The 15,217-nt window shown below is 62.5% G+C and carries 18 protein-coding genes; 9 read left to right on the top strand and 9 right to left on the bottom strand.

The genetic code is table 11. The features are described 5' to 3' along the window. Positions 1-84 precede the first annotated feature (84 nt). The gene (locus tag QTL96_RS30500; RefSeq protein ID WP_289730356.1) at positions 85-858 is read right to left on the bottom strand and encodes an amino acid ABC transporter substrate-binding protein; all 774 of its coding nucleotides are present in this window, start codon (positions 856-858) and stop codon (positions 85-87) included. A 240-nt stretch (positions 859-1,098) separates the two neighbouring features. Here QTL96_RS30500 and QTL96_RS30495 point away from each other — a divergent pair, with 240 nt between their 5' ends. From QTL96_RS30495 to ispG, 3 genes are all read left to right on the top strand, one after another. Continuing rightward, on the top strand, positions 1,099-1,881 hold the full coding sequence (locus QTL96_RS30495; protein ID WP_289730355.1) for a DeoR/GlpR family DNA-binding transcription regulator: 783 nt from the start codon (positions 1,099-1,101) through the stop codon (positions 1,879-1,881). 60 nt (positions 1,882-1,941) lie between these two features. Beyond that, positions 1,942-3,135 carry an MFS transporter gene (locus QTL96_RS30490; protein ID WP_289730354.1) on the top strand — a complete coding sequence of 398 codons (1,194 nt, stop codon included), beginning with the start codon at positions 1,942-1,944 and terminating at the stop codon, positions 3,133-3,135. Between the two features lie 97 nt (positions 3,136-3,232). After that, positions 3,233-4,486 (top strand): flavodoxin-dependent (E)-4-hydroxy-3-methylbut-2-enyl-diphosphate synthase, encoded by a 1,254-nt coding sequence (ispG, locus tag QTL96_RS30485; RefSeq protein ID WP_289730353.1) that lies wholly within the window; start codon positions 3,233-3,235, stop codon positions 4,484-4,486. 29 nt (positions 4,487-4,515) lie between these two features. Here ispG and QTL96_RS30480 read toward each other — a convergent pair whose 3' ends face one another. Continuing rightward, a complete protein-coding gene (locus QTL96_RS30480) occupies positions 4,516-5,154 on the bottom strand; it encodes a LysE family translocator (protein WP_018901839.1) in 639 nt (212 codons plus the stop codon). 152 nt (positions 5,155-5,306) lie between these two features. Next, a complete protein-coding gene (locus QTL96_RS30475; protein WP_289730352.1) occupies positions 5,307-6,218 on the bottom strand; it encodes a polyprenyl synthetase family protein in 912 nt (303 codons plus the stop codon). Between the two features lie 135 nt (positions 6,219-6,353). On the opposite strand from QTL96_RS30475, the gene mtgA reads away from it, so the two are divergent. The 4 genes from mtgA to QTL96_RS30455 all read left to right on the top strand — a co-directional run bounded on the left by mtgA (position 6,354) and on the right by QTL96_RS30455 (position 8,750). Further along, entirely contained in the window at positions 6,354-7,100 is a 747-nt protein-coding gene (gene mtgA, locus QTL96_RS30470; protein WP_289730351.1) for a monofunctional biosynthetic peptidoglycan transglycosylase, read from the top strand. A 106-nt stretch (positions 7,101-7,206) separates the two neighbouring features. Further along, positions 7,207-7,854, top strand: coding sequence for a glutathione S-transferase family protein (locus QTL96_RS30465; RefSeq protein ID WP_289730350.1), 648 nt, complete (start codon positions 7,207-7,209; stop codon positions 7,852-7,854). Between the two features lie 156 nt (positions 7,855-8,010). Then, the gene (gene rpmF, locus QTL96_RS30460; protein WP_003543812.1) at positions 8,011-8,196 is read left to right on the top strand and encodes a 50S ribosomal protein L32; all 186 of its coding nucleotides are present in this window, start codon (positions 8,011-8,013) and stop codon (positions 8,194-8,196) included. A 146-nt stretch (positions 8,197-8,342) separates the two neighbouring features. Next, positions 8,343-8,750: a hypothetical protein gene (locus QTL96_RS30455; RefSeq protein WP_047508975.1), complete on the top strand. Its 408-nt coding sequence runs from the start codon at positions 8,343-8,345 to the stop codon at positions 8,748-8,750. 57 nt (positions 8,751-8,807) lie between these two features. Here the strand turns inward: QTL96_RS30455 and phaR are convergent, their stop codons facing one another. After that, positions 8,808-9,386: a polyhydroxyalkanoate synthesis repressor PhaR gene (gene phaR, locus QTL96_RS30450; protein WP_018901844.1), complete on the bottom strand. Its 579-nt coding sequence runs from the start codon at positions 9,384-9,386 to the stop codon at positions 8,808-8,810. A gap of 236 nt (positions 9,387-9,622) precedes the next feature. Between phaR and QTL96_RS30445 the strand changes: the two genes are divergently transcribed. Together QTL96_RS30445 and QTL96_RS30440 are read left to right on the top strand one after the other, a co-directional pair. Beyond that, complete coding sequence (locus QTL96_RS30445; RefSeq protein WP_289730349.1) at positions 9,623-10,804, top strand: acetyl-CoA C-acetyltransferase; 1,182 nt, start codon at positions 9,623-9,625, stop codon at positions 10,802-10,804. Positions 10,805-10,873: 69 nt separating this feature from the next. Then, positions 10,874-11,599 carry a beta-ketoacyl-ACP reductase gene (locus QTL96_RS30440; protein ID WP_289730348.1) on the top strand — a complete coding sequence of 242 codons (726 nt, stop codon included), beginning with the start codon at positions 10,874-10,876 and terminating at the stop codon, positions 11,597-11,599. Between the two features lie 27 nt (positions 11,600-11,626). On the opposite strand, the gene QTL96_RS30435 is transcribed toward QTL96_RS30440, so the two are convergent. The 5 genes from QTL96_RS30435 to QTL96_RS30415 form a co-directional block, all read right to left on the bottom strand. Further along, positions 11,627-11,779: a hypothetical protein gene (locus QTL96_RS30435; protein WP_018901847.1), complete on the bottom strand. Its 153-nt coding sequence runs from the start codon at positions 11,777-11,779 to the stop codon at positions 11,627-11,629. 85 nt (positions 11,780-11,864) lie between these two features. Further along, entirely contained in the window at positions 11,865-12,011 is a 147-nt protein-coding gene (locus QTL96_RS30430; RefSeq protein WP_018901848.1) for a hypothetical protein, read from the bottom strand. Between the two features lie 139 nt (positions 12,012-12,150). Beyond that, a complete protein-coding gene (nagA, locus tag QTL96_RS30425) occupies positions 12,151-13,302 on the bottom strand; it encodes an N-acetylglucosamine-6-phosphate deacetylase (protein ID WP_289730347.1) in 1,152 nt (383 codons plus the stop codon). Beyond that, entirely contained in the window at positions 13,302-14,333 is a 1,032-nt protein-coding gene (locus QTL96_RS30420; protein ID WP_047508964.1) for an SIS domain-containing protein, read from the bottom strand. The genes nagA and QTL96_RS30420 overlap by 1 nt, the downstream gene beginning before the upstream one ends. Continuing rightward, on the bottom strand, positions 14,330-15,103 hold the full coding sequence (locus QTL96_RS30415) for a GntR family transcriptional regulator (RefSeq protein WP_112942684.1): 774 nt from the start codon (positions 15,101-15,103) through the stop codon (positions 14,330-14,332). The genes QTL96_RS30420 and QTL96_RS30415 overlap by 4 nt, the downstream gene beginning before the upstream one ends. Between the last annotated feature and the right edge of the window lie 114 nt (positions 15,104-15,217).

Below are 15,217 nucleotides of genomic sequence, written 5' to 3'. Positions count from 1 at the left end.
CAAAGTTAGTCTGAAAGTGCCCAATAAAAAGCCCCTCCGCCTTGCGGGGAGGGGTTGGGAGGATATCTGCGCTGTGGCTCAGACTTACTTCGAGACGTCCTGGCCGAAATACTTGTCGGAGATCGTCTTGTAGGTGCCGTCGGCCTTGATATCGACGAGCGCCTTGTTGATGGCTTCAAGCAGTTCCGGTTCGCCCTTGCGGATGATGATGCCGGAGTGGTCGGCATTCGCTTCCTGTGCAGCGATCTTCACCGGGGCGTCGGGCTTGTGCTTCTTGAAGTCGAGGAAGGACAGGCTGTCGTTGATGGTGGCGTCGGCGCGCTTGGTCAGAACCAGCTGGATCGACTGGTCGAAGCCGTCGGTGCCGACGAGTTCGGCGCCGGACTGCTCAGCGAGCTTGCCGAAATTGCTGGTCAGCGACTGGGCCGACTTCTTGCCCTTTAGATCGGCGAAGGTCTTGATGCTGTCGTCGCCGTCGCGAACGATGAGCACGGCCTTGGAGGCGATGTAGGGCTCGGAGAAGTCGTACTTCTGCTTGCGCGCATCGGTGATGCCGACCTGGTTGATGACGGTGTCGTAGCGCTTTGCGTCGATGCCGGCGATCAGGCCGTCCCACTTGCCTTCGACGAACTCGGCCTTGACGCCGAGCTTGGCGGCGACGGCTTCGCCGATCTCGACGTCGAAGCCGACAAGCTTGCCGCTGGCATCATGGAAGGTGAACGGGGCGTAGGTGCCTTCGGTGCCGATCTTCAGCACGCCTGCCTGCTTGATGGCGGCGAGGTTTTCGCCGGCCAGTGCCGGCATCAGGGCGGCGGCCTGGATCAGGGCTGCGGTGGCGAGGGTCTTCAGGAGGTTCATGTGTCTGTCCAATTCACCAGTGTGTTCGATGGCTGGAAAATCGCAGAAAAGCCGATGCCGCGATGCGTCAAAAACTGCGAAGAAAATCGGCAATTGCGAATATTTTTCTCATTTATCACGGTTTTGGTGTTCAGTGTTTCACAATGTGAAGCGATGATTTGTTCGCGCCTGCTTGTTTGCACGTTTGTATCGGTTTATGCATGATTCAATCGATTTGAGATTGGTCAGGCTAAATCCGGCATGAACACGAACGAACTTCTGCTGCAGGAGCGCAAGAGCGTCATTTCGCGCAAGCTGCAGACCCATGGGCGCGTGCTTGCTGCCGAGCTCGCGGCGGAATTCGGCGTGTCGGAAGATACGGTGCGCCGAGATCTGCGCGAGATGGCGGCGGCGGGGCTCTGCGAGCGGGTCTATGGCGGCGCGCTACCGGTTTCGCCTGCCGGCGGCAGCCTCAATCACCGCGCTGGCATCGCGCGCGACCGCAAGCAGGCGCTGGCGGCGGCCGCCGTTTCGCAGATCGCGGCCGATATGACCGTGTTCTTCGATGCGGGCAGCACGAACCTGGCGATCGCCATGGCGCTGCCGATGGATCTGCCGCTGACGGCGGTGACCAATGCGCCGTCGATTGCCGCTGCGCTGATCGACAAGCCGCTCGTCAACGTCATCCTGATCGGCGGATTGATCGACCGGCAGGTGGGCGGCGCGCTGGGGGCGAAGGCGATGCGCGACATGGAGCCGCTGTCGCCGGATCTCTGCATTCTCGGCGCCTGCGGTGTCGATATCGCGGCCGGCGTCACCGTCTTCGGTTTCGAGGATGCGGAGTTCAAGCGCTTCGTCGCGACCAAGAGCCGGCAGGTGCTCGTCGCCGTCACGTCCGACAAGTTCGGCACGGCCGCGCCGCATGGCGTGCTCTCGGCCGCCGATTGCGGCTGCCTCGTGGTCGAGCGCGATGCCGATCCGCAGATGCTGGCGCGCTACCGCGATCTCGGCTGCAAGGCGCTGGTTGCCGGCGAAACCGAATAGATATCGTTCAATGACGCGCCGGACGAGGAGTGCCGGCGCCAGTGCATAATGGGAAGAGACATGGATAATCACGTCAACACAGCGCTTCCGGTCAGAAGCGGCTACGTCACCAAGAACAGGACGGCGGTGTCGCTGTTGTTCCTGATCAACGGCTTTACCGTCGGTTCCTGGGCGCCGAAGATCCCCGAATTCGCCGAACGGCTGGAGCTCAGCAAGTTCCAGCTCGGGCTGATGATCCTGGTGCTTGGGATCGGCTCGCTGACGTTGATGCCGATCGCTGGCGCTCAGATCGCGCGGCATGGATCGCGGGTCGTATCGCTTGCCATGGCGGTCTGCCTGCTGCCCGGCCTGCTGGCGCTGACGCTGGCGCCCAATATCGTGACGGCGGCGATCGCGATCTTTCTGTTTGGCGGCTTCATGGGGGCCATGGATGTCGCCATGAATGCCAATGCGGTTGCCGTCGAGCAATCGATGCGGCGGGCGATCATGTCGTCCTGCCATGCCTTCTGGAGCCTCGGCGGCCTGATCGGCGCCGGTCTGGGCGGGCTTCTGATCGCGCATTTCGGCGTGTTCGCGCATGCCGTCGTCGCCACGGCTCTCGCGGCCATCACGCTTGCCGTCGCCTGGAACATGATCCTTGCCGACCAGCCGCATCCCGATACGAAGAAAGAGAAGACACGCCTGCCGATGGTGCCGCTGCCCTGGCTGCTCGGTCTCGTCGCGCTGTTTTCGATGATGCCTGAAGGTGCGGTGCTCGATTGGGGCGCGCTTTATCTCCGCGAGGAACTCGGCGCTTCGGTTGCGCTCTCGGGCTTCGGCTTCGCGGCCTTCTCGCTGACGATGGCGGCGATGCGGTTTGCAGGCGATCTCGTTCGTGATCGCCTGGGCGGCGTCATGACGCTCAGGATCTGCACGTTGTTCGCCATCGCGGGAATGCTTCTCGCAGGCTTCGCGCCGAATGCGGAGATCGCCATCCTCGGCTTTGCCTTCTGCGGTATCGGCATCTCCAACATGGTGCCGATCGCGTTTTCGGCCGCGGGCAATATTCCGCATCTGAAGGCGGGTATCGGTATCTCGGTCGTTACCACCATGGGCTATTCCGGCATGCTGGTGGCGCCGTCGGCGATCGGCTTCGTGGCGGAGCACGTCGGTTTTTCCGTCGTGTTCATGGCGCTACCGGTGCTGCTCCTCGTCGTGCTGGCGCTTTCCAGTCTGGCGCGCTACGCCGACGGCATCTCCGGTGGCGGTCACTGAGAGACGTCAAACAAAGTGATGGATGCCGCGGGTTGACAAGCGGGCGGTCATGATCCACCTGAAAGGCACGAAATTTAAGGGTTCAAGAGCTCTATCCATGTCTTCAGCTACGGATTTTGATCCGAAACCGCGCCGCGCATCGGTTGCCGTCGATGTCGGCGGCGTCATCGTCGGAGGCGGCGCGCCCGTCGTCGTCCAGTCGATGACCAATACGGATACGGCCGATATCGACGCGACCGTCGCCCAGGTGGCCGCGCTCTACAAGGCCGGCTCCGAGCTCGTCCGCATCACCGTCGATCGCGATGAAAGTGCCGCCGCCGTGCCGCGCATCCGCGACCGGCTGCTCCGTCTCGGCATGGACGTGCCGCTGGTGGGCGATTTCCACTATATCGGTCACAAGCTGCTTGCCGATCATCCCGATTGCGCCGAAGCGCTGGCGAAGTACCGGATCAATCCCGGGAATGTCGGCTTCAAGGACAAGAAGGACAAGCAGTTCGGCGACATCATCGAGATGGCGATCCGCTATGACAAGCCGGTGCGTATCGGTGTCAACTGGGGGTCGCTCGACCAGGAACTGCTGACCGCGCTGATGGACCAGAACTCGGCTGCCGGTTCGCCGCTGTCTGCGCGCCAGGTTACCCGCGAGGCGATCGTGCAGTCGGCGCTGATCTCGGCCAATCTCGCCGAAGAGATCGGTCTGCCGCGCAACCGTATCATCCTGTCGGCCAAGGTCAGCCAGGTGCAGGATCTGATCGCGGTCTATTCCATGCTGTCGGAACGTTCCGACCATGCGCTGCATCTCGGCCTCACCGAAGCCGGTATGGGCACAAAGGGCGTCGTCGCCTCGTCGGCCGCCATGGGCTATGTGCTGCAGCACGGGATCGGCGATACGATCCGCGTGTCGCTGACGCCGGAGCCGAATGGCGATCGTACGCGCGAAGTGCAGGTGGCGCAGGAAATCCTGCAGGTCATGGGCTTCCGCCAGTTCATTCCCGTCGTCGCGGCTTGTCCCGGCTGCGGCCGTACGACGTCGACGGTCTTCCAGGAGTTGGCGCAGAACATCCAGAACGACCTGCGCAAGAACATGCCCGTGTGGCGCGACAAGTATCCTGGCGTCGAGGCGCTCAACGTCGCGGTCATGGGTTGTATCGTCAACGGCCCGGGTGAGAGCAAGCATGCCGATATCGGCATTTCGCTGCCCGGCACCGGCGAAAGCCCGTCTGCGCCCGTCTATATCGATGGGCAGAAGGCGATGACGCTGCGCGGACCGAATATCGCGTCGGATTTCGAGGCGCTGGTCGCCGATTACATCGAAAAGCGCTTCGGCCAGAACAGGACGGCGGCGGAGTAATTCGCACCGTCGCATTTCCTATCCAAAAATCAGATCCGGCTGGTGAGCAGCTTCAACCCTGCGAAGCAGTAGAAGGCTGCCATGGCTCCCTCGATCCAGCGGCGCAGGCTTGAATAGATCTTCAGCGCCTGCGGTGTCGAGAAGAGCACGGCATAGCCCATGAAGACGATGAAGCCCGTCGTCAGGCAGATGCCGACGATCAGGCCGGCAACGGATGCCGGCGCGCCCTGCGGCATGCCGAGCGCGATGATCGCCAGCCATGCGAAGATCGCCTTCGGATTGGTGACGTGAATGCCGTAGCCGCGCAGGAGCAATGCGCGCGTCGACATGTTCTTCGGCGTCGTGGCCTGCTGGATATCGGGGTTGGCGCGTACGGCCTTGAAAGCCTTGTAGGCGAGATAGAGCAGATAGAGGCCACCGAATATCTTCAGGATCTCGAGCGCGACCGCGTAGGTGTTGAGGATGGTGGCAAGCCCGAGTGCCGCCGCGCAGGCCCAGGTGAAGGAGCCGGCGAAGATGCCGAGCGAGATCGTCATGCCGGCCTTGCGGCCATGCACCATGGATGTCGAGACGATCGCCATGATGGCCGGGCCGGGGCTGATGACGGCGACGATATAGGCGATGTAGGCCGGCAGGATCTGCGGAAGGTAGCTGAGGGTCTCGTGCATGGCGCTTCTCTTGGAAACGGCCGCGCATCGTTGCGGCCTTTCGCCAAGTTCTAAGCGCGGTTCTCGTCGCTCGGCAAGAGAGCGGAGCCTGACGGAGCGCCGGAATCTTGTCTCGGTGACGCTTTTTCAGTAGTTGCTGATGCTCGTCCGTCTCAGCTCTTGCGCTCGGCGATGAAGCGGGCGGCTTCGACGAGAACCGTGGCGCGCTCGCCATAGGGAGCCAGCAGCGCTTCGGCTTCCTCCACATGGGCTGAGAGCGCCGCCTCGGCCCAGGCCATGCCGTGCAGGCCCACCAGCGTGCCCTTGCCGCGGCCGGCGTCCTTGCCGGTTGCCTTGCCCATGGTGGCGCTGTCGGCTGTCAGGTCGAGGATGTCGTCGGCCAGCTGGAAAGCGAGGCCGATGCGTTCGCCGAACCGGCGCAATGTCGCGCGGTCCTCAGCCGGGCTGCCGGCAACGATGGCGCCCGCCTCGCAGGCGAAGCGGATGAGGGCCCCCGTCTTCATCGCCTGCAGCATGATGATGCCCTGTTCGTCCGGCGCTCGCTTTTCGGCGGCCAGATCGAGCGCCTGTCCGCCGGCCATGCCGCCGAGGCCGGAGGCCCGCGACAGCGCCAGGATCAGCGCGACCTTGCTCGCCTCGTCGATACCTGAAGTCGAGGCGATGATGTCGAAGGCATAGGTGAGCAGGCTGTCGCCGGCGAGAATGGCGGTGGCCTCGTCATAGGCGATGTGCACCGTCGGCTTGCCGCGGCGCAGGTCGTCGTCGTCCATGGCGGGAAGGTCGTCGTGGACGAGCGAATAACAGTGAACGCATTCAAGTGCCGCGCCGATCCGCAAGGCGGCATCGCGATTGCCGCCGAGCATCGTTGCCGTCTCGACAACCAGAAACGGGCGCAGCCGCTTGCCGCCGTTCAAGACCGCGTAATGCATGGCCGAGCGCAGGTTTTCCGGGCGGGCGATCTCGTCGTCCAAGACCGCTTGAGAAAGCAGCGCGTCGAGCACGCCCTCGATCTCACGGGCGTTGGCTGCGAGCCGGTTTTCGAATGTCGTCAGATGCGCGTTCATGCGGCGTTGTTTGGCACGGTCGGGCTTGGGCTTGCAACGGAATTGTCGACAGAGCGACCAAGATTTCCTTTGTGTCTGGCCATGCCAGTTTGCAGGCGGTATGGAGAAGAGGGGAACGAGACTGGGTCAGGGGAATTGGACATCACGCCGGAGACAGACGACATCATGGCCATGCCGATCCATCGGCGCGCCCTCGTTTGGCTGAAGGGTCGTTCGCTTATGATGCGTATTGTTCTGGCGATCGCCGCGCTGCTTGTTCTGCCCTATGTGCTGATCTTCCTTTACGTGCTGCCCTTCATTCATCCGGTCTCGACTTTGATGCTGCGCGATCTGGTTCTCTTGCGCGGCTACGACCGGCAATGGGTGTCGATCGACCAGATCTCGCCGGTTCTGGTGCAATCGGTAATGATGTCTGAAGACGGGCAGTTTTGTTTCCATGGCGGCGTCGACTGGGGCGAGATGCGGATGCTGGTCACCGACACGCTGCGCGGTGAAGCAACGCGCGGCGGCAGCACCATACCGATGCAGACGGCAAAGAACCTGTTCTTGTGGAACAGCCGCTCCTTCGTGCGCAAGGCGATGGAGTTGCCGCTGGCGGTGACGGCCGATTTCGTCTGGTCGAAGCGGCGGCTGATGGAGATCTATCTCAACATCGCCGAATGGGGACCGGGCATCTACGGCATCGAGGCGGCTGCGCGCTATCATTTCAAGGTGCCGGCGTCGAAGCTCACCAGCCGGCAGGCGGCGCTGCTTGCCGTGTCGCTGCCCAATCCGATCGATCGCAATGCCGGCAAGCCGGGCCGCGGCCTGCGCAGTCTTGCCGGCGTCATCGAGCGCCGGGCACGAAATTCCGGCGAATACATCAGATGCATTTATGACTGACATTAGAAGATGTCGCTGGTGACCCCAGATGTCATCTGGCATGCGTGATCGCACGTATGAGGGATGATGTGCGGCTCGGCCGCGCTTGCTTGCAAGGGAGAGATCTTTGGACCGGCTGACGCTCTATATCGGCAACAAGAACTATTCCTCGTGGTCGTTTCGTCCGTGGATCGCGCTTGCCGCGGCTGGCATACCATTCGACGAGGTGCTCGTTCCCTTCGACATGGCGGCCGGCAATCCGCATTTCCGAGCGTTTTCGCCGACCGGGCAGGTGCCGGTGCTGCAACATGGCGCTGTCCGTGTCTGGCAGTCTCTCGCCATCATCGAATATGTCGCCGAGCTTTTTCCCGAAGCCGACCTGTGGCCGAAGGCGCGCGACAAGCGGGCCGTGGCGCGCGCCGTGTCGATGGAGATGCTTTCGGGCTTCAGGGCGCTTCGCAACGCCTGTCCGATGAACATGCGCCGCCCGAAGGGGCGCATCGTGCTCGCCGACGGCGTCATGGCCGATGTGGCGCGCATCGAGACGATCTGGCGGGATCTGCGCGCCCATTCCGGCGGCCCCTTTCTGTTTGGTGAATTCTCCGGCGCCGATGCGATGTTCGCGCCTGTCGTCAATCGCTTCGAGATCTACGATCTGGTGGCGTCGGGCGACACGTTGAGCTATATGGCGGCGATGAAGGCTCTTCCGGCCTGGAAGGCCTGGGAGGATGCGGCGCGCGCGGAGCCCTGGATCGTCGACGAAGACGAGGTCTGAACGGAGATTCAAGTGAATCTCAAAAAATAAAGCTGGGGACTGGTCAAGCCCCTCCAAGGCATGTATAAGCGCGCAAAATTTCCGAAATCGCGATATGTCGTTTCGGCCGCCAGTCTGGCCGTTGGATGTGTTCGCCTGTGAAGTGGAGTAAGAAAAATGGCTGTACCTAAGAGAAAAACAAGCCCGTCCAAGCGCGGTATGCGCCGCTCTGCTGACGCGCTGAAGGCCCCGACCTACGTTGAAGACAAGAACTCCGGCGAACTGCGTCGCCCGCACCATATCGATCTGAAGACCGGTATGTACCGCGGCCGTCAGGTTCTGACGCCGAAGGAAAGCGCATAATTTCATTATGCGTTCTGCTTCAGCAGAATTCGCAAGGCCGGCCGTGTGCCGGCCTTTTGCGTTTTGGCAATAATATATCGCATGATCACTTGAAGTGACGCGGTGATTTACGGCACTATTCTTCCGCCGAGGGAGAATACCGCCACATGTTCACTGCAATTCCGCTGATGGTCGTGCCTTTCATTCTCTATAATCTTGCGATGGTCGGGTTCATGGGCAGCGGCGGACTTCCCGCGCTTCACAATGACCTCATCGTACTGTCGATGATCTCAGGGGCGATCTGGAGCATGTCGCTCGGCGACCTGTTCATCGTGGTGGCGCTCGTCGTGTTGTTCTTCGAGATCTTGCGCGCGACGCGCAACGCGCGCGGCAGCCTGGCCAACCACATGCTGTCCATGCTTGTCTTCATCGCGTTTCTGGTGGAGTTCCTGCTTGTTCCCGATGCGGCGACGCAGGTGTTCTTCATTCTTCTGACGATCGCATTGATCGATGTCGTCGGCGGCTTCGCGGTATCGATCCGCAGCGCCGGGCGGGATGTCTCGATCGGGCTATGAGTTCTGGCATCCCCCCGAGCCATGGCTAGAGGAGATGCGAAGCGATCGGGTCTGGTATCAGAGACTGTCGAGCTTGCTCTGAAGCGCGCGCAGCTGTTCCTTGAGTTCGTCGATGTCCTTGGCTTCGGCCTTGCGGCTTTCCTTGGCGGCCGTTGCCGGCGCCTTGAAGGGCGAGAACATCTGCATGGCTTGCTGGAACATCTCGGTGTTGCGGCGCACCTGGTCCTCGACCATCTGCATGGGCAGCTGCAGGTTCTTGGTCAGCGGCGTCTCGCCGAAGGCGCGCGTCACCTGCTCGCGCATCTGCGTCTGCTGTTCGGTAAAGGCGCGCATGGAGTGTTCCAGGAAGCTCGGAACCACCATCTGCATCTGGTCGCCATAATAGGTGATCAGCTGGCGTAGGAAGGAAATGGGTAGCAGCGTGTTGCCGGTCTTCGATTCCTGCTCGAAGATGATCTGCGTCAACACGGAATGCGTGATGTCGTCGCCGCTCTTGGCGTCTTGTACGGTGAAGTCCTCTCCCTTCTTCACCATCTCCGCCAGGTCTTCCAGCGTCACGTATGTGCTGGTGCCGGTGTTATACAGTCGGCGATTGGCGTATTTCTTGATTGCTACCTGGCCCTCATTCTTCGCCATATGAATCTCCCAAAGCCCGTCTTATTGTCATTGAAATTCCTCCACTTGGGAGTGTAGACGCAAAATCGGGCCGGTGACAATCTCTTTGTGCGATGCGGCAAGCCCCTTTTAGTGCAGGACAATTCACGCAGCGTAAGTTCTTTCGAAAATTCGCATGTGCTGTCTTGTCGTTTGACTTGGCGATGAAGCTTTGTCAGTTTCAACCTATATGTGGTGGAGCAAACGAGGAGACCTTCATGTCCAGTCCGTCTATCGTCATCGCCAGTGCCGGCCGTACGGCTGTCGGCTCTTTCAACGGCGCTTTCGCCACCGTCGCCGCCCATGAATTGGGTGCCGCGGCCGTCAAGGGCGCGCTCGATAGAGCGGGCGTCGATGCCTCCGAAGTGGACGAGGTCATCCTCGGGCAGGTGCTGCCGGCGGGCGAGGGGCAGAACCCGGCGCGCCAGGCGGCGATGAAGGCCGGCGTTCCCAAGGAAGCGACCGCGTGGGGTATTAACCAGCTCTGCGGCTCCGGCCTGCGCGCCGTCGCGCTCGGCATGCAGCAGATCGCGCTCGGCGATGCGAAGATCATCGTTGCCGGCGGCCAGGAATCGATGTCGATGGCGCCGCATGCAGCGCACCTGCGCGCCGGCACCAAGATGGGCGACATGAAGATGGTCGACACCATGATCAAGGACGGCCTGACGGACGCCTTCTACGGCTACCACATGGGCGTGACCGCCGAAAACATCGCACGCCAGTGGCAGCTGACGCGCGAGGAGCAGGACATGTTCGCCGTCGCCTCGCAGAACAAGGCCGAGGCCGCGCAAAAGGCCGGGCGTTTTAGCGACGAGATCATTCCCTTCGTCATCCAGGGGCGCAAGGGCGACGTGACCGTCGATGCGGACGAATATATCCGCCATGGCGCCACCATGGAGGCAATGGCGAAGCTTCGCCCGGCGTTCGACAAGGAAGGCACGGTGACGGCCGCCAACGCTTCGGGTCTCAACGATGGTGCGGCCGCTGCCGTGCTGATGACCGAACAGGAAGCATCGCGTCGCGGCATCCAGCCGCTGGCGCGTATCGTGTCCTGGGCGACCGCCGGCGTCGATCCGCAGATCATGGGCACGGGGCCGATCCCGGCTTCGCGCAAGGCGCTGGAGAAGGCCGGCTGGTCGATCAACGATCTCGACCTCGTCGAGGCCAACGAGGCCTTCGCCGCGCAGGCTTGCGCGGTCAACAAGGACCTCGGCTTGAACCCAGAGATTGTCAACGTCAATGGTGGGGCAATCGCCATCGGCCATCCGATCGGTGCGTCCGGCGCGCGCGTGCTCAACACGCTTCTGTTCGAAATGAAGCGCCGCGGCGCCAAGAAGGGACTTGCGACATTGTGCATCGGCGGCGGAATGGGCGTCGCCATGTGCTTCGAAGCACTCTAATAGCCTGCTTTATATCGTGTGGTGGTTGAGCTCCGGTCATAGCGGAGCCTTACATATGGGGAGCGGAACATGAGCAGAGTCGCTGTTGTCACCGGCGGTACGCGCGGTATTGGCGCCGCCATTTCACTGGCCTTGAAAAGTGCAGGCTATCGGGTCGCGGCCAATTACGCCGGCAATGACGAGGCTGCGCAGGCGTTTCACGCGGAGACCGGCATTCCAGTCCTCAAGTGGGACGTGTCTAGCTACGAAGCTTGTTCCGAAGGTCTGGCGCGGATCGAGGCCGAGGTCGGTCCGATCGAGGTGCTGGTCAATAACGCCGGCATCACGCGCGACGCGATGTTCCACAAGATGACGCCGCAGCAATGGCACGAGGTGATCAACACCAACCTCACCGGTCTCTTCAACATGACGCATCAGGTCTGGGCCGGCATGCGCGAGCGCAGCTTCGGCCGTATCGTCAATATCTCGTCGATCAATGGTCAGAAGGGCCAGATGGGGCAGGCGAACTATTCGGCGGCAAAGGCCGGCGATCTCGGATTCACCAAGGCGCTTGCCCAGGAAGGGGCGGCGAAGAACATCACCGTCAACGCCATCTGCCCCGGCTATATCGGCACCGAGATGGTGCTGGCTATCCCGGAGAAGGTGCTCAACGAACGCATCATTCCGCAGATCCCGGTCGGGCGTCTCGGTACGCCCGACGAGATCGCGCGCTGCGTTGTGTTCCTGGTTTCGGATGATGCCGGCTTTATCACCGGCTCGACGCTCAGCGCCAATGGCGGGCAATTGTTCGTCTAAAGCGCATCGCGCTCTAGCGATGCATGCTTAGCGGATCGAGGCGGTATGTTCGGTATCGCTGACGGTCGTCTGGTGCGACGGCTTATGCGGGGTCTTGCTCGTGTCGTATGGGTTGAGCGAGGCCGCATAAGTGGCGAGCGCAATCGTCAAGATTGCCGCAGCGCCGATGATCTTCGTCATTGTCTTTCCCTCCCAAGCCGGTCGAGGCATTCCTGATCCCGACCGGTGTCGATATTGGGGCGAATTCGAGGAATTATTCGGTCATTCAACCGTTGGGATGGTGCCGGTCGCGGACCTTCACCGGTACGCGGACGCGCACCTGGTTTTCAGTGCGCAGCGCCATTGCTGCCGTTGCCAGAAATGCCGCCGCGATCAGGATGGCGGTTGCCGAATTCAGAATGATCTGGGCCATGGTCTTGTCCTCTCACAGGGGCGGCACGTCTGATGGGCCGCCGTTTCGTGAGGGGAATATGAGCCTGCAGGCCGTTGCCGAATAGATCGGGCTTTAGCGACCAATTGTCAACAAGTTGTTGACAATCGGCGTTTCGCGGTCACGCAAACTCACCATTGATCCAGGTCCGGTTGATCTTGATGGCGTCGCTCATGTGCACGAGATCGGCGCGCAGGCCGGGCGCGAGGCGGCCACGGTCATCAAGCTTCAGGAAGCGGGCAGGATAAAGCGTTGCCATGCGCAGCGCTTCTGATAGCGATAGGTCGAGATAGGTCAGACCATAGCGGATCGCCGAGGCCATATCGACGTCGGAGCCGGCAAGCGTGCCGTCTGACAGCACCAGCCTCGAGCAGAAGCCGCCCGTCTCGCGTCGCACCGTGCGGCCGTTCAGCGTGAAGCTGTTCTCGGCGGAGCCCACCAGCGACATGGCGTCGGTAACGAAGAACAGCTTGCCCTCGCCGCGCTTGGCTCGAAGCGCCGTGCGCAGCGCCTTGGGATCGACGTGGTGGCCATCGGCGATGATGCCGCACCAGACGGCCGGATGATCGATTGCCGCGCCCACAAGCCCGGGCGTGCGATGGCCAAGCTGGCTCATGGCGTTGAAGAGGTGCGTCACCCCACGGGCGCCGGCGTCGAAGCGCGCCTCGGCGGCCTCGCTCGTGCAATCGGAGTGGCCAATGCTGACGGTGACGCCGGCCTCGCTCAGTTCGCGCACCTGTCGTGCCGTGACCTGCTCGGTCGCCATCGTCACCAGCAACGTGCCGATCGCCTCTGCGGCGGCTGAAAGCGCCTTGACGTCGCGGTCGTCCACCGGCCGCATCAGTTCGGCCAGATGCGCGCCCTTGCGGGCAGGTGCAAGATGCGGCCCTTCGAGGTGCAGGCCGGCCACGCCGCGGTTCGCCTTGACCGCTTCTTTCGCGGCGTCGATCGCGGCGGCTGTCGCCTCGCCTGTATCGGTGATCAGCGTCGGCAGCAGCGACGTCGTGCCATAGGGGCGATGTCCCTCGGCGATCCGGTACATGGAGGCCGGCGACGGTTCATCGTTCAGCATCCGGCCGGCGCCGCCATTCACCTGGGCGTCGATGAAGCCGGGCGCGAGAATGCCGCCGTCGAGCGTGATCGTTTCGCCATCCGGCAGGTCGTTCAGGCCGGCGATCGTCTCGATGCGGCCGTCGGCGACGACAAGCGCCTTGTCGTCGTGAAAGCGCTCGCCGTCGAAGATGCGGGCGCCGGTAAAGATCTTGCGCGACATCAGACGGTCTCCGTCACCTTCAAGAGGTTCGCCGGCTTGTCGGGATCGAAGCCCTTGCGGCGGGTGACCGCCTCGATCATCCGGTAGTAGACCAGCAGCGAGACCAGCGGGTCCAGGAGGCCGTTGCCTGTCGTGGGTACCCGCAGGTTGATGCCGGGGAGTTCCTTGGTCGAGAAGGGCACGGTGGTGGCGCCGAGCTTGCTCAGGCGCTCCAGCGCTTTGACGTTGTTGGCGTAGGCGGCGTCATCGGGCGTGAAGGCGAGGATCGGGAAGCCCGGCTGGACCAGGCGCATCGGGCCGTGCATGAGCTCGGCAAGCGAGAAGGCTTCGGCATGCAGGCCGGAGGTCTCCTTGGCCTTCAGCGCCGCCTCGAGCGCGATGGCGAAGGCAGGGCCGCGGCCGCCGGTGTAGAGCGAGGTGGCGTTGAAGAGCACGTCTTCGGCGGCAGCCGTATCGATGCCCGATGTGGCGCTCAGCGCTTCGGGAAGCTTTTCAAGTGCTGCCTGCAGGTCGCCACTGGCGCCGATTGCCGCCGTGACGCCTGACAGGGCCGCCACCGAGGCGATGAAGGACTTGGTCGCCGCGACGCTCTTTTCGGCGCCGGCGTTGAGGTCGAGCACGAGATCGGCCTGCTTGGCGAGCGGGCTGTCGGTGACGTTGACGACGGCGATGGTCGTCGCGCCGCCGCGCTTGGCCGCTTCCTGAAGCGCCACGATATCGGGGCTCGCGCCCGACTGCGATACGGTGAAGTGGATGCCGCCCTTGAGGCGCAGCGGCGTGCCATAGACCGACGCGATCGACGGGCCGACCGAGGCCACCGGAATGCCGCAGGTGATCTCGAACAGATATTTGAAGAAGGTGGCGGCGTGGTCGGACGAGCCGCGCGCGGCGGTGGTGACGACGCTTGGCGCATTCTTGGAAAAGAGCTTGGCAATCTCGTCGAAAACAGGCTTTTCCTTGCGCAGCAGCGTGGCGACCACCTCGGGGGACTGGCCGGCTTCCTGCAACATCAGCGATTGGGTTTCACTCATAGCTCGTCTCCAATTCTCAATTCTGCAACAAAATCATATGCATCCCCACGATAGTGGGAGCGGGTGTATTCAACGACGCGCTGGTCCTCCAGGCGCGATACGCGTTCGATCAGAAGAGCGGGTGCGCCGGCCGCAACGTCGAGCGCTGCAGCGGATGTCGCATCGAGCGTGACGGCGGAGAGTTTCTGCAGCGCGCGCACCGGGCGATGGCCGCTTGCCGTCAACGCGTCGTAGAGCGAGCCTTCGCCGCCAGCGGTGTCATCGAGGAACTTCACGGGGACCACGGAGCGATCAATCGCCAGCGGCAGCCCGTCGGCAAGGCGCAGGCGATCGAGGCGCAACACGCGCTCGTCGACGCCGAGGCCCAGCAGGAAGGCTTCCTCCGGCGAGGGCTTGTTGATGGTGCGCGACAGGATCCGCGCCGCCGGCACGCGACCGCGCGAGCGCATGTCTTCGGAGAAGGACGAAAGCCGCCAGAGCGACTGCTCCATGCGCTCGACCTTGGCGGAGACGAAGGTGCCGCTGCCGTGGCGCGATTCCAGCGTGCCTGAATTCAGGAGATCGCGATAGGCGGTGCGCACGGTGACGCGACCGATCTTCAGGGCTTCCGCCAGATCACGCTCGCTCGGAAGTGCGGCCCCAGGCTTCAGTAGCCCCTCATTGATCAGGCCGGTCAGTGTCTGCGCGAGACGGCGATAGAGAGGCCCGCTGCGCGCTGTGTCGCGCAGTCCGCGTGCCTCGATCTCGGCTATCAGACTGGTTCTATCCATGAGATTAAAGTAGAACCTCTTTGGAACCAATTGCAAGCGCTAACTTGCATGAAAAAAACCCTCGCAGAGGTCTGCGAGGGTTTGATGACATCAGGAGCGGTCGGCTTGCTGCCG

The organism is Rhizobium sp. S163 (assembly GCF_030380805.1).
Taxonomy (GTDB): domain Bacteria; phylum Pseudomonadota; class Alphaproteobacteria; order Rhizobiales; family Rhizobiaceae; genus Rhizobium.
This window is presented reverse-complemented; position numbering and strand designations above follow the sequence as displayed.

Coding starts and splice junctions, on each gene's coding strand:
- QTL96_RS30500 (WP_289730356.1), bottom strand. CDS start 858: ATGAACCTCCTGAAGACCCTCGCCACCGCAGCCCTGATCCAGGCCGCC.
- ispG (WP_289730353.1), top strand. CDS start 3,233: ATGTCTTCAGCTACGGATTTTGATCCGAAACCGCGCCGCGCATCGGTT.
- QTL96_RS30495 (WP_289730355.1), top strand. CDS start 1,099: ATGAACACGAACGAACTTCTGCTGCAGGAGCGCAAGAGCGTCATTTCG.
- QTL96_RS30440 (WP_289730348.1), top strand. CDS start 10,874: ATGAGCAGAGTCGCTGTTGTCACCGGCGGTACGCGCGGTATTGGCGCC.
- phaR (WP_018901844.1), bottom strand. CDS start 9,386: ATGGCGAAGAATGAGGGCCAGGTAGCAATCAAGAAATACGCCAATCGC.
- QTL96_RS30420 (WP_047508964.1), bottom strand. CDS start 14,333: ATGAGTGAAACCCAATCGCTGATGTTGCAGGAAGCCGGCCAGTCCCCC.
- QTL96_RS30455 (WP_047508975.1), top strand. CDS start 8,343: ATGTTCACTGCAATTCCGCTGATGGTCGTGCCTTTCATTCTCTATAAT.
- QTL96_RS30490 (WP_289730354.1), top strand. CDS start 1,942: ATGGATAATCACGTCAACACAGCGCTTCCGGTCAGAAGCGGCTACGTC.
- QTL96_RS30435 (WP_018901847.1), bottom strand. CDS start 11,779: ATGACGAAGATCATCGGCGCTGCGGCAATCTTGACGATTGCGCTCGCC.
- rpmF (WP_003543812.1), top strand. CDS start 8,011: ATGGCTGTACCTAAGAGAAAAACAAGCCCGTCCAAGCGCGGTATGCGC.
- QTL96_RS30445 (WP_289730349.1), top strand. CDS start 9,623: ATGTCCAGTCCGTCTATCGTCATCGCCAGTGCCGGCCGTACGGCTGTC.
- nagA (WP_289730347.1), bottom strand. CDS start 13,302: ATGTCGCGCAAGATCTTTACCGGCGCCCGCATCTTCGACGGCGAGCGC.
- QTL96_RS30475 (WP_289730352.1), bottom strand. CDS start 6,218: ATGAACGCGCATCTGACGACATTCGAAAACCGGCTCGCAGCCAACGCC.
- QTL96_RS30415 (WP_112942684.1), bottom strand. CDS start 15,103: ATGGATAGAACCAGTCTGATAGCCGAGATCGAGGCACGCGGACTGCGC.
- QTL96_RS30480 (WP_018901839.1), bottom strand. CDS start 5,154: ATGCACGAGACCCTCAGCTACCTTCCGCAGATCCTGCCGGCCTACATC.
- QTL96_RS30430 (WP_018901848.1), bottom strand. CDS start 12,011: ATGGCCCAGATCATTCTGAATTCGGCAACCGCCATCCTGATCGCGGCG.